Below are 13,250 nucleotides of genomic sequence, written 5' to 3' on the forward strand. Positions count from 1 at the left end.
TTTACTGACTCAACTTATCTAAAACATACAGGCATACTTTTTTCCATAAATGAATTTGCCCGTTTGTACGCATAAATGTTTCGATTTAAGTGAAAATCATTCCGTTTGCTCCTTAAAATTAAATAATTTAAACATATTTATTATATAATGATTAAAAAGCTGTTTTATTGGGCTGGCGGCCTAGAAAAAAATGGGAATATCTTGCCTTGTAGTGAATTGACCAATTCGTAAGTGAGTAACAGGGATTATGTGGATAGTCTGCTACTAGTGATAAAACCGCCACCAAGTAATTCATAAAACAGCCAAAGGAGTGGGTATGATTTGCTTGCAGTCAGATATGATGAACTATCATTAGAGTTTGAAACAAATGAAAGCGTATTTTCCCCAAAAGGGTTAGATGCAGGAACGAAAGCGATGTTAAAAGAACCAGTTATCAATGACCAGGATAGAATTTTGGATCTGGGATGCGGTTATGGGTTTGTAGGGATTTATCTGGCAAAAAAGTATCCTGACACAACAGTTACAATGACAGACATTTCAGCAAATGCCATCGACTTGACTACGAAAAATGCGCAACGAAATGAAGTAGCACCAGAGATCGTCTTAAGTGAAGGTTTTAGAGAAATCAGCGACAAAACGTTTGATGTTATTCTGTCTAATCCGCCGTACCATGTAGATTTTTCTGTGCCAAAGGAATTTATCGAGCAAGCCTATCGTCAACTGTCACTCAACGGAAAGCTATACATGGTGACCAAGCGCCGAAAATGGTATGAGAACAAGATTCGCTCCATTTTCGGTTACGTGAAAGTCACAGAAGTTGACGACTATTACGTATTTTACGCAGAAAAGCGGGCGAAAAAGCCGTTAGTAAAAAAGAAAGAAAAAAAGATGTCAAAGAAGCTGCAACGGAAATATGGGAAGAGATAAAGGTGCCTTCAGCTGAAGGGCAATTAATATCGGGTATTTCACCAAAGTGTTAAATCCTCTCGTTTATTTTCTCCCAACCAGCTGAATCAGCGTAATAACAATACTAGCTACGATCGTAATCAAAATAATATTTTGGATGCCACTATTGGCAATAACGATCGCAGCCAGGCTAGCACCAACAGCTCCACCAAATTGATTGGCAGAACTATTCAAACTGATCATCACATTTGATTTGTTCTGAGTTGCTTGTGTAATACCAGTATTTACTTGCGGATCGAGAAGGAAATATCACGAGTGCTGCTAATTTTTTACATGTGAACGAAATGATGATTTCAAGACAATCTTTCAAAAATTATTGAGAGCAACTAGATCAATCTTTCTGAGTTTCTCTAATTTTGATGGAAGGTTTATTAGAGATTAACTAGAAGTTTCAAATAAGGTGTTATTTAGCTTTATAAGATAATCTTGATTAATAGCTTAGACAGTGTTTTTACTTGTTAGTAATAGGTGTAATAAGCCTAGTGCAAATATAATTGGAGGGATATAAATGATTCAAACTGGAGAGAAATTAAGAGTTTTTATTAGTTCTAAAACTGGTTATGAACAAGATTGTATAAAGTATAATTTAGCTAGAAAAGCAATCAAAGAAATGCTGGAATTAACAGGTCTTTTTCAAGTTTACTTATTTGAAGAAGCAGGAACTTCTTCGACTAGCGCTTATAATCATTACATTCAACGTCTGAAAAGTGTGGATGTTTGTATTTTTTTAATTGATAATGAAGATGGAGTACCACAAGGAGTGCAAAATGAAGTTGATGAAGTTTTGAAAAATAACATTCCCTCACTTTATTATTTTTGTGATGAAAATTCAAAGGAGAAAACCTCCCTTCAAAAGAGTTTACTTCATGCCAATGCTCCTAAAAATAAAATTATCCATTCTTTTGAGGATTTTATTCAAAGAGGCACGACAGACTTAATTGATGACATTTTATCAGTGTATAGAGCATATGGGTCCGGAAATAATATTTTTCCAAGTAATAATTTATTAATGGAAGAAACTAATGATGAAGTTGAGGAGCAAGGTGAAGAGAAAAACATTAGTATCCCACATGCCTTATTAAAAGGTAATAAAAAAATTAGTAAAGAAAAATGCAGAAATTATTTTATTAGTATGTTTTACGGGAATAAAGCAGAGACAGAAGAAATATCTTCGAGTTTGGATATAGATTATTACAGTTCAACATTTCTTCAAACTATGTTTGAGGGTAGAAGCTTTGATAGTTTTAAAATATCAGAGTATTTAGGAGCGCTAGAAAAAATATTGCCACAGGATTATTTTAAGGTTGTAAAATTGAGATGGAAATCAATTAGCGAGTATTATAATAATAATTTATCTAGAAGTATAGAGATATTAAAAACTGCGTATATGGATTCAGTATCTTCTAATTTAGAAGATTGGTTTATTCAAGATATACTGATTGATTTACGTAATCAGATTAATTTATATCACGAAAATAGGAACGAGTTTACTGATCAGAATTTCGGACAAATTGAGTTAGACAAAATGGAAAGTAATGTTTTTTATCCCAATATAGATAGATATGAAAGGAACTTATTGGCGAAACTTGAACAAGATAGACAAAAATCGGAAATTGAAGCGTACACATCAAAAACATTTTTAGTAGACAGAACTCTTTATACCAATTCAATAGCTGATATCTTTTTTGAAGCAATGATTTTTGGATCAATGACTCATTTAATACGTCTCTATTCTATAGTTCAAAAATTGAGTTATGAATGGTTTGTTCGAAATGACGAATGGACAATGTTTAAGTTGAACTTTAAGAATACAGTAATGACATTAAATAAAAGAGTGTTCATAGAATGGCAAGAACATTTTCAACATATGTGGAAAAATTTACTCAAGAAGAAGCTAAGGAAGTATATGATTATACAGAGAATCAGATATTAGGTAATCAAAAATTAGTTGCCAAATTGCTAGCAATATCTGAGCTAGGATATTATTTGAGTGATGATGATTTTTCTGATATATGGGGTAAACTGAAAGTGGAATTAAATAACTGGAAAGACTCTGAAGACAGCATTGTGAGTCTAGAAAATTATGTTTTTTATGCATTAAAAAGTATAAAAGGTAGAGTGGAACAAAATTTTCTTGCAGAATTTTGTCTTTCTATTTTGAAAAGTAAGAGTGTAAGATATCATGACAGTGCGATAGAATTTTTAAGCAAATCAGTAAGTTATGATGATGTAGATTATACATTAATAATAAAACTGAATGAATATATTATAGGTTTATTGGAAGATGGATCCAGCTCATATAGAAAAGATCACATTGAATATTTATGCTGTCAACTAGGTAAAATACTTAGTAGTAAAGACAGTCGAAAATTAAATAGTAAAATTCAAGAAAAATGGCCTGAGTTTTATAAATTAGAATATTCAATCGAAACTGATAAAAGCGAGCTTGCTAGTAAAAAATTTCTAGAGAAACAGCTAGAAACCATAAAATATAGGAATAAAACTCAAGGGCAGAATGGAACTTACGCAGGATACGCCGATTCCCCATTTCTCGCAATCAAAAACATCCTTTCGAGTGAGAAGACTATTTTTTCTCAAGAGTTGGTAGATGCTATATTTATAGAAACTGGAAACACAATACTTAATGCCAAACAAACAGTTAATGATAAAATACAAGCGTACAAATTATTATATGCTTTGTGTAGAATTGATAAAGATATCATTAGTAGAAACAGTCATACTGTAAAACAATTGATTGATATTAAAGAGGATATAGATGCGTATGAGTCGATGCTTTCATATATGCAAAAACAAATGTTATTATTAGCTCGTTATTTATTATTAGAAATATTTAAAAAAGATGTGTGGGGGTTAATTTTAAATGAGCTGTCTTCATATGATGACGAAGGCTCACAGATAGAAGCTTGTAAGTTAATCAAAAGTTATTTAGAGAATGACGGCGTGCTAGAAACTTCTCGTAATGTATTAGGATTGTTCTTCCAGTTTTCATTAATATGGATTAATTCTAGTTCGCTAGATCTGCGTTGGCATTCAGTTCATTTGTTGATAAAACTTTTAAAGACAGAAGAATATGTCGAAACAATAACCAATAGATTTACGAGGATTATCAATGAAGATGATTCATATGTGAAAAGTATATTAGTTTACGAAGTGAATAAAATAGAAGAGGCTGATAGAAAAACAGCAGAGTTTATTTTAGAGCGAAGTTTAGAAGATTCCAACTATGTTATTAGAAAAATGGCATCAAGTAAACAACTAAAAAAATAAATATGTACTCCATTGGTTGCGATTATAGGCTGTTAATCAAAGTTAAAATAGGATACTAAAGCTAATCAAAATTTATCATACAGTTCATGGATAGAAAAGTGGATGACAAACAATTAATTTTCACCCTGAAATCACTATCTAATAAAAAAGAAACCCTGTAAAATCAATATTCTGACTTATTGATTTCATCATTTTTTTCTTTTTAAGACATTTAAGGCAACTTCAATTAATGAATAAAAAAACCTCCCTACTAATAAGGAGGTTTGGTGGTAAATGTAATAAATATAGTCATATTCATATCATTCTAAAACTTGATAAACGCTGATAAATCAATTTTAAAGCTCCAATTTTACTTGTTGTATTATTCCCACTCCACAGTAGCAGGTGGTTTGCTCGTAATATCGTACACGATCCGATTGACGTGTGCGACTTCGTTGACGATGCGGACGCTGATTTTTTGTAGGACTTCCCATGGGATGCGGGCAAAGTCAGCGGTCATGCCATCGATCGAAGTGACTGCACGGATGCCGACGGTATAATCATAGGTCCGGCCATCACCCATGACACCGACGGAGCGGATGCCTGGTAAGACGGTGAAGTATTGCCAAATGTCGCGGTCTAAGCCGGCATTTGCGATTTCTTCCCGCAAGATTGCATCCGAGTCGCGGACGATCGTTAGTTTTTCTTCTGTTAATTCGCCAAGGACACGAATGCCTAGACCTGGTCCAGGGAATGGTTGGCGCCATACGATGCTGTCTGGCATGCCAAGTTGAGTCCCTAATTCACGGACTTCGTCTTTGAACAAGGTGTTCAATGGTTCGATCAATTTGAATTGCATGTCTTCAGGTAAACCACCCACATTGTGGTGAGATTTGATGGTTTGAGCAGTCTCGGTCCCTGATTCGATGACGTCGGTATAAAGGGTTCCTTGGGCAAGGAAAGAAACGCCTTCTTCACCAGCTAGTTTGGTTGCTTCATCATCGAAGACGTACACGAATTCATTTCCAATGATCTTGCGTTTTTCTTCAGGATCAGAAACTCCAGCAAGTTTTGATAGGAAACGTTCTTTGGCATCAACTTTGATGATGTTCAAGCCGAATTTGCCGCCTAGGCTTTCCATTACTTGCTCGGCTTCGCCTTTACGCAAGAGACCATGGTCAACAAAAATACAAGTCAGTTGATCGCCGATCGCTTTTTGTAAAAGAACACCAACGACAGAAGAATCGACCCCGCCTGAAAGACCAAGCAAGACTTTTTTGTCGCCCACTTGTTCGCGGATTTTTGCGATTTCCATATCAATGAAGTTGTCCATTGTCCAATCACCTGTACATTGACAAACGTCAATGGCAAAGTGACGCAATAAGTCGTTGCCGTATTCTGAATGGCGAACTTCTGCGTGGAATTGGATACCGTACATTTTGCGCTCGGCATCTTGGATAGAAGCAATCGGGCAATCTTTGCTCGTTGCCACGACATCAAAGCCTGCAGGTGCTTGAGTGACCAAGTCCCCGTGGCTCATCCACACGGTTTGGGTTGCGGGCGTGTTTTGGAAAAGGGCCGCTGCATCAGAAGTGACTTCCAATTCTGCTTTGCCGTATTCACGGTTTTTGGCAGGTTCAACTTTTCCGCCTAATTTATAAGTAATCAACTGCATGCCGTAACAGATCCCTAAAACTGGGATGCCTAACTCAAAAATTTTCTCGTCGATGCCGAAAGAGTTCTCGTCGTAGACGCTGTTTGGTCCGCCAGATAAGATGATCCCTTTTGGGTTCATCGCTTTTACTTCTTCAGCGGTAATGCGGTGGCTCAATAATTCTGAGAAAACACCGAACTCACGAATACGGCGTGTAATCAGCTGGTTGTACTGACTACCGTAATCAAGTACGATAATTTTTTCGACGTTTGGCAAAGTGTCAACGTTTGTCACAATAAATTACCTCAATTCTTTTAGTTTTTATTGAAAAAAGGCTGGGCCTTTTCAACAGCATAATTATAAAAATGAAGCGGTCAATACTTGCGCAAGAACACTTCATCGATCAAATGGTGCTTTGTTTTATGAAGAATTATATCGGCTCTGCTGCGTGTAGGCAAGATATACTCGTGTAAATTCTTTAAATTCACATTTTTCCATACTTCTTTTGCCATTTTAATCGCTTCCTTGCGATCCCCGATCGCATATTGGTAATAATAATTGCTAGGGTCTTGAAAGGCAGTGTCTAGTAATGATTCAAATCGTTCCAAATACCATTTTTCAATCAGTGCTGGTTGGGCATCCACGAAAATTGAAAAATCAAAAAAGTCACTGATATAGATTTGTTGGTTGGCAGGTAGTTGCAGGGTATTGATGCCTTCCACGATCAAGATATCTGGTTGACTGATCGTTTCATACGTATCAGGAATAATATTGTAGACTTCATGGGAGTAGACGGGGATCTGGATGTCTGGTTCTCCTGATTTGACCGCATTCAAAAAGTTGATCAAGGCTTCCATGTCATAACTTTCTGGAAATCCTTTGCGATTCAAGCTGCCGCGTTCTTCCAAGACTTCGTTCGGATACAAAAAGCCGTCAGTGGTGATCAGTTGGACGGTTCTGCGGGGAAACAAACGGGCCAATAAATTTTGGACGAGCCGTGCGGTGGTACTCTTGCCGACGGCGACGCTTCCGGCGATGCCGATGATAAAAGGCGGCATTTTAACATAGCGGTGTAAAAAGAGTCCCTTGCTGAGGGTCAATGATTCAAACTCTTTCATATAAAGATGGATCAGATGGCATAAAGGCACGTAAACATCTTCGACATCTTGGACCGAGATCCGGTCGTTCAAACTTTTGATATTATCCAATTCTTCTTGAGTGAAAGGCATCATGCCGTTCGTATAAAACCCTTGCCATTGCTCACGAGGAATTTGATAAAAATTCATGGTTTCTTGCATAGTAGGCTCCTTTTTTGCGGCATCATCGGTTTCTATTAGAAGCGACGGGCCACTGTTCGAAAGTATTTTACCATAGAAATCTGCGGAACTTGGAAAAAGAACATGAATTCCTTTGCAGAAACAACAAAAAACTGTTTTTTCGTTGTTTTTTTCGCTGGGCGTTTACTTCTGGCTGTTTTTCGGTATGATTAGAAAGAAGCAACAGGCAAATCTTGCTGGGCTTTTTTACTAGTGTTTTCACTACGTACACTCGTTCGAATAGAAGAAACAAGGAAAAACTAGTAGAAACCAGTAGAAAAAACAAGCGAAGAGGAAATAGAAGAAAGGAGCATAAACATGAGTAATCATTACTATACAGAAAATCCTGATACGGCCCATGATTTTGAACAGTGGTCGTTTGAATTAAGAGGAAAGAAGTTTCATTTTGTGACAGATAGCGGGGTGTTTTCCCGTGACACGGTGGACTACGGCTCGCGGGTGCTGATCGATGCGTTTGAGTGGGCGGAGCTGCCAGAAGGAAGTCTGCTAGACGTTGGGTGCGGCTATGGACCTGTTGGTTTATCGTTGGCTTATGCGAGTCAACGACCTGTCGAGATGATCGATATCAATCAGCGGGCAGTGGATTTGGCAAAAGGCAATGCCCAGCGTAACGGCATTGAACAGGTAGATATCCATCAATCCAATATCTATGCCCAATTAAATCAACCTGCTTATGCGGCGATCCTCAGCAATCCGCCGATTCGGGCAGGAAAAGAAGTCGTTCATGAGATTTTGACGGGGGCGTTTCCTTTGCTTAAAGTAGGCGGTACTTTAACGATCGTGATCCAAAAGAAACAAGGGGCGCCGAGTGCTCAAAAGAAAATGCAAGAGACCTTTGGCAATGCCGAAATCATCAAAAAAGACAAAGGCTATTACATCATTCAAAGCGTAAAAGAAGCGTAGCTGCTCTTTGATTCTCAACAGCTCAAAGGCATCGCCAAGACAAGCGCTGGTTAGCGGCAACTGGACCAGTTGGTTTCTCAAAAAACCTATTGCCAGCAGCCTTTCGGGCAATTGCAGCGTTGGTTAATCAGCTGTCTATATCATCGGGCTATTTTTGATCAACGAAAAAGAAAGTCGCACACTTGTTGAAAGTGTGCTATTTTTTTTGAGAAAAATTTGCTACACTTTAGGCAAGAGAGGAGAGAAGCAGATGAAATTGACGATTAAACAGATTGCTGAAATGGCTGGCGTCTCTGTCACGACCGTGTCGCAGATCCTAAACAATAAAGGCAGCCGTTTTAGTGAAGAAACCCGGAAGCGGGTCTTAGATATCGTAAATAAATATCACTATAAGCCGGATTTTTTTGCTTCGAATCTTATCAACCGCCATTCAAAAACGATCGGAATGATCGTGCCTGATGTGACGGATTTCTTTTTCTCTAAAGTCATTGAAGGGGCGGAAAGTTATTTCAATCCACTAGGTTACATGCTAGTGTTATGCAATTCGCGCCACAGCCAAGAAAAAGAGGTTCAATATTTGAATGAACTGTCTCATCGTTCGGTAGATGGTATCTTATTAGCGACGCCGCATTTACTGCCGGAGGATTATTCCTTGAAGAGCGGGTTCTTTGATGACCGACCAATTATTTTAGTCGATCGCGGGATCAATCAGCGGGACAATGGTCGTTTAATCGTGAAAGAATACGAAGGTGCCTACCAAGCCGTCAGTTATTTGATCAAAAACGGTCACCGCAACATTGCGATGCTCAAAGAAATCACCGGCTACTATCAATTAGAGGAACGGTTCAATGGCTATCGCCATGCCTTGAAGGACCATCAGATCCCTTTTAAAGGCCGATATGTAGAAAATGCTGAATTAACGGTTACCGGCGGGTACGAAGCAACGAAGGAATTATTGAAGTACAAAGAGATCACAGCGTTTTTCTGCGGCAACGACGCCATGGCGATCGGCTGTTATCAAGCGATTTATGAGGCTGGCAAAAAAGTACCAGAAGACTACTCGGTGATCGGCTTTGATGCCTTGAAATTATCGGAATACATCACACCACCGCTTACCACGGTCATGCAGCCGACTTTTGAGATCGGGTTTACCGCAGCGAAGTTTTTAGTGGACGCCATTGAGTTTCCGACACGGCGAATTCCAAATAAGATTTTTGATACAAAATTAATTATTCGTGAGAGCGTGAAGACATTGACAAGCGAGAAATAATGCGGTATATTTCTTCTTGTAAGTGTTTTCATAGTTTTGCGATATTTAGTAAACTGTTTTACTAAAGTGGTTTACCCTACGGAAAATTATTGTATAATGTTAAAGGAAGCGAGGGTCATTTCGATGCGAATGGTGGATTTAATTGAAAAGAAACGTGACGGCAAGTCATTGACGAAGGAAGAAATTGACTACATTGTAACTGCGTATACTGAAGGAAGTATTCCAGATTATCAAATGAGTGCCTTGTTGATGGCTATTTTTTATGTAGATATGACAGATGAAGAAATCACGAACTTAACGCTAGCAATGGCAAATTCTGGTGAAGTGATCGACCTATCCTCAATTGAAGGAATCAAAGTCGATAAGCATTCGACTGGCGGTGTTGGTGATACGACCACATTGATCTTAGCGCCATTAGTGGCTAGTGTTGGCGTACCAGTTGCGAAAATGTCTGGGCGCGGCTTAGGCTATACTGGTGGGACCTTAGACAAGCTTGAAGCGATCCCTGGATTTAAAATCGAGCTTTCTGAAGCCGACTTTATCCGATTAGTCAACGAAAGCAAAGTGGCCGTGATCGGTCAATCAGGAGATTTAGCTCCTGCAGACAAAAAACTGTATGCCTTACGAGATGTGACGGCAACGGTTAGTTCGATCCCATTGATCGCCAGCTCGATCATGAGTAAAAAAATCGCGGCAGGTGCCGATGCGATCGTGTTAGATGTAACCACAGGCGATGGCGCCTTTATGAAAAACTTGGAGGATGCCAAACGCTTAGCCCAAACGATGGTCCGCATCGGAAAATTGGCAAATCGCCAAACGATGGCAGTCATTTCTGATATGTCACAGCCTTTAGGGGAAGCGATCGGCAACAGTTTGGAAGTGGTGGAAGCCATTGAGACACTGCAAGGAAAAGGACCGAAAGACCTGGAAGAAATGTGCTATGCACTGGGCAGCCAAATGGTCGTTTTAGCGAAAAAAGCTGATTCATTGGAAGAAGCACGCCAACTGTTGGAAGAAGCCCTGCATTCAGGCAAAGCGTTAGAAAAATTCAGACAGATGATCACAGACCAAGGCGGAGACGCTACAGTGATCGATGACCCGAGCAAGATTTTGACAGCGAAATATGAAGTGGAAGTCCCAGCGAAAACTAGCGGCGTGGTGACGAAATTAGTTGCCAATGAGCTAGGGATCGCGGCGATGATGTTAGGGGCAGGTCGTAAGACCAAAGACGAAGACATCGACCATGCAGTGGGCATCAAATTGCATAAGAAAGTTGGCGAATCCGTAAGCAAAGGGGAATCGTTATTGACGATCTATAGCAATACCGAAGCAATCGAGGATGTCAAAGCATTGATCGACCAAAATATTGAAATTGGGGAAGATGGCGCAGAACCGCCATTGATCCATGACATTATTACAGAATAAGGAGCGAATAAAAATGGAATTGAATCGCATGATCGACCACACGATTTTGAAAGCAGACGCAACGGAGGAAGATGTTTTACGAATCATCGAAGAGGCAAAAACCTATCACTTCTATTCTGTCTGCATCAATCCAACGTGGGTTTCATTAGCAGCAGAAAAATTACAAGGCGAACCAACGGCTGTTTGTACCGTGATCGGTTTTCCTTTAGGAGCAAACACATCTGAGGTCAAAGCTTATGAAACAACAGATGCGATCAAAAACGGCGCAGATGAAGTCGATATGGTAATCAACGTAGGTGCCTTGAAATCAAAACAATACAAAAAAGTTCAAGCAGACATCGAAGCAGTCGTTGAAGCAGCCAAAGACAAAGCGCTTGTCAAAGTAATCATTGAAACAGCGTTATTAGACAACGAAGAAATCGTCAAAGCCTGTGAATTAGCCAAAGCAGCTGGTGCAGATTTCGTGAAAACCTCAACTGGCTTTTCAACTGGTGGGGCAGTCGTTGAAGATGTTCGCTTGATGCGTGAAACAGTAGGACCAGAAATGGGTGTCAAAGCTTCTGGTGGTATCCACAACGAAGCAGAAGCTGCAGCTATGGTCGAAGCGGGCGCAAACCGCTTAGGAACAAGCGCAAGTGTTGCCATCGTGACTGGCTCAACAGGTGCTGGCTACTAAGCCTAGCATTATTAAGTAAAGTAGCAAAAAACAAAAACAAGAGCGGGGAAGACAATGACAATAGCGAAAAAAGAGTGGATCGACACCGCCGTTTCCGCCTTAGATAAAGCGTATGTGCCGTACTCTAAGTTTCCGGTCGGTGCTTGTCTCGTTGCCAAAAATGGGACGATATATCAAGGGATCAACATTGAAAATGCCTCATATGGCTTAACAAATTGCGCAGAACGAACCGCTTTTTTCAAAGCCGTTTCTGAAGGCGAAAAAGAGTTTCAACATTTGGTTGTGGCGGGTCATACGCCAGAACCGATCTCTCCTTGTGGTGCTTGCCGCCAGGTCATGGTGGAATTTTGTGCGCCAGATATGCCGGTGACCTTAGTCGGCGATGATGGTGTCATCAAAGAAACCACGGTAGAAGGCCTATTGCCTTATTACTTCACGAACAAAGATTTATAAACCATGTTCATTCAGTCGATGCGGCTGTTGAAAAAAAAACTATATTTTTAGGGGGCTTTACAGCAATGAAAAAAGCAAAATTATTTAGTTTCGGTATTGTTGCAGTAGCTGGGTTGACTTTACTTGGTGCTTGTGGCGGAGGAAATTCAGGTTCAACTGATTCAACTGGCGGCGGTTCTGCAGACGGTACGACTGATGCAGCGCATAGTGTCGCAATCGTTACCGATATCGGCGGGGTAGATGACCGTTCATTCAACCAATCCGCATGGGAAGGCTTAGAAGCATGGGGGAAAGAACACGGGATCGCTCGTGGTGCTGGTGGTTATGACTACGTGCAATCAAATGAAGCTTCAGAATACACAACCAACGTAAATGGTGCCGTTCAAAATGGTTTCAAAACGATTTTTGGTGTGGGTTACTTATTGAAAGATTCAATCGCAGCAGCAGCTGACCAAAACCCTGATACACAATTCGGGATCATCGATGATGTGATTGAAGGCAAAGACAACGTTGTTTCAGCAACATTTAAAGATAACGAAGCAGCTTACTTAGCTGGTTTTGCCGCAGCGTATACAACCAAAACAAACAAAGTCGGCTTCATCGGTGGTGAAGAAGGCGTCGTTATCGACCGTTTCGAAGCTGGTTTCACGAAGGGTGTTCAAGACGCAGCTGAAAAATTAGGCAAAGAAATCACGGTTGATCCTCAATATGCAGCATCTTTTGGTGATCCAGCGAAAGGGAAAGCATTGGCAGCTTCAATGTACCAAAGTGGCATTGACGTAATCTTCCACGCCTCTGGCGGTACTGGTGCAGGTGTCTTCCAAGAAGCAAAAGCAATCAATGAACAATTGAACGAAGCAGACCTAGAAGATAAAAAAGTTTGGGTCATCGGTGTGGATAGCGATCAACAAGACGAAGGAAAATACACAACTGCTGACGGCAAAGAAGATAACTTCACATTGGCTTCAACATTGAAAGGTGTTGGCGCAGCGGTTCAAGATATCTCAACTCGTGCGTTAGAAGATAACTTCCCTGGCGGCGAACACATTGTATACGGCTTGAAAGATGGCGGTGTAGACATTACTGAAGGGTTCCTTTCAGATGATGCCAAAGCAGCGATCGAAACAGCGAAACAAGACGTGATCGACGGCAAAGTAGAAGTACCAGAAACACCTGAAAAATAAAGTTGTTCTTTTCGGTTATCTTGCCCTAGCTTAGGGCAAGATGATCGTTGTTGGATTACTATGTTGATGAAAGCTACGGGTTTTCATGAGGATAGTAATCATCCTAAGCAATAGC

At 39.9% G+C, this 13,250-nt stretch carries 12 protein-coding genes; 9 read left to right on the forward strand and 3 right to left on the reverse strand.

The window, feature by feature from the left end:
- Positions 1 to 321: 321 nt before the first annotated feature.
- Positions 322 to 927, forward strand: a complete 606-nt coding sequence (locus IGJ25_RS02220; RefSeq protein ID WP_438779085.1) for a class I SAM-dependent methyltransferase — start codon at positions 322 to 324, stop codon at positions 925 to 927.
- A gap of 63 nt (positions 928 to 990) precedes the next feature.
- Here the strand turns inward: IGJ25_RS02220 and IGJ25_RS02225 are convergent, their stop codons facing one another.
- Positions 991 to 1,149: a hypothetical protein gene (locus IGJ25_RS02225; protein WP_179135432.1), complete on the reverse strand. Its 159-nt coding sequence runs from the start codon at positions 1,147 to 1,149 to the stop codon at positions 991 to 993.
- Positions 1,150 to 1,474: 325 nt separating this feature from the next.
- Between IGJ25_RS02225 and IGJ25_RS02230 the strand changes: the two genes are divergently transcribed.
- Together IGJ25_RS02230 and IGJ25_RS02235 are read left to right on the forward strand one after the other, a co-directional pair.
- On the forward strand, positions 1,475 to 2,899 hold the full coding sequence (locus IGJ25_RS02230) for a DUF4062 domain-containing protein (protein ID WP_225000641.1): 1,425 nt from the start codon (positions 1,475 to 1,477) through the stop codon (positions 2,897 to 2,899).
- Positions 2,812 to 4,254, forward strand: coding sequence for a hypothetical protein (locus tag IGJ25_RS02235; RefSeq protein ID WP_225000640.1), 1,443 nt, complete (start codon positions 2,812 to 2,814; stop codon positions 4,252 to 4,254). Before IGJ25_RS02230 ends, IGJ25_RS02235 begins: the two co-directional genes overlap by 88 nt.
- 361 nt (positions 4,255 to 4,615) lie before the next feature.
- On the opposite strand, the gene guaA is transcribed toward IGJ25_RS02235, so the two are convergent.
- The gene (guaA, locus tag IGJ25_RS02240) at positions 4,616 to 6,181 is read right to left on the reverse strand and encodes a glutamine-hydrolyzing GMP synthase (protein WP_008376418.1); all 1,566 of its coding nucleotides are present in this window, start codon (positions 6,179 to 6,181) and stop codon (positions 4,616 to 4,618) included.
- A gap of 80 nt (positions 6,182 to 6,261) precedes the next feature.
- The gene (gene coaA / locus IGJ25_RS02245) at positions 6,262 to 7,185 is read right to left on the reverse strand and encodes a type I pantothenate kinase (RefSeq protein WP_005226828.1); all 924 of its coding nucleotides are present in this window, start codon (positions 7,183 to 7,185) and stop codon (positions 6,262 to 6,264) included.
- 336 nt (positions 7,186 to 7,521) lie between these two features.
- Between coaA and IGJ25_RS02250 the strand changes: the two genes are divergently transcribed.
- The 6 genes from IGJ25_RS02250 to IGJ25_RS02275 all read left to right on the forward strand — a co-directional run bounded on the left by IGJ25_RS02250 (position 7,522) and on the right by IGJ25_RS02275 (position 13,135).
- Positions 7,522 to 8,127 (forward strand): class I SAM-dependent methyltransferase, encoded by a 606-nt coding sequence (locus IGJ25_RS02250; RefSeq protein ID WP_208788491.1) that lies wholly within the window; start codon positions 7,522 to 7,524, stop codon positions 8,125 to 8,127.
- Between the two features lie 250 nt (positions 8,128 to 8,377).
- Positions 8,378 to 9,397, forward strand: coding sequence for a LacI family DNA-binding transcriptional regulator (locus tag IGJ25_RS02255; protein WP_005226832.1), 1,020 nt, complete (start codon positions 8,378 to 8,380; stop codon positions 9,395 to 9,397).
- Between the two features lie 123 nt (positions 9,398 to 9,520).
- Positions 9,521 to 10,822 carry a pyrimidine-nucleoside phosphorylase gene (locus tag IGJ25_RS02260; protein ID WP_005226834.1) on the forward strand — a complete coding sequence of 434 codons (1,302 nt, stop codon included), beginning with the start codon at positions 9,521 to 9,523 and terminating at the stop codon, positions 10,820 to 10,822.
- A gap of 13 nt (positions 10,823 to 10,835) precedes the next feature.
- The gene (deoC, locus tag IGJ25_RS02265) at positions 10,836 to 11,498 is read left to right on the forward strand and encodes a deoxyribose-phosphate aldolase (RefSeq protein ID WP_005226835.1); all 663 of its coding nucleotides are present in this window, start codon (positions 10,836 to 10,838) and stop codon (positions 11,496 to 11,498) included.
- A gap of 54 nt (positions 11,499 to 11,552) precedes the next feature.
- Positions 11,553 to 11,951: a cytidine deaminase gene (locus IGJ25_RS02270; protein WP_005226837.1), complete on the forward strand. Its 399-nt coding sequence runs from the start codon at positions 11,553 to 11,555 to the stop codon at positions 11,949 to 11,951.
- 65 nt (positions 11,952 to 12,016) lie between these two features.
- Complete coding sequence (locus tag IGJ25_RS02275) at positions 12,017 to 13,135, forward strand: BMP family lipoprotein (RefSeq protein WP_081116112.1); 1,119 nt, start codon at positions 12,017 to 12,019, stop codon at positions 13,133 to 13,135.
- Positions 13,136 to 13,250: the final 115 nt, after the last annotated feature.

Origin of the sequence: Enterococcus sp. DIV0240d (assembly GCF_051711245.1) — a bacterium.
Taxonomy (GTDB): Bacteria; Bacillota; Bacilli; order Lactobacillales; family Enterococcaceae; genus Enterococcus_D; species Enterococcus_D casseliflavus.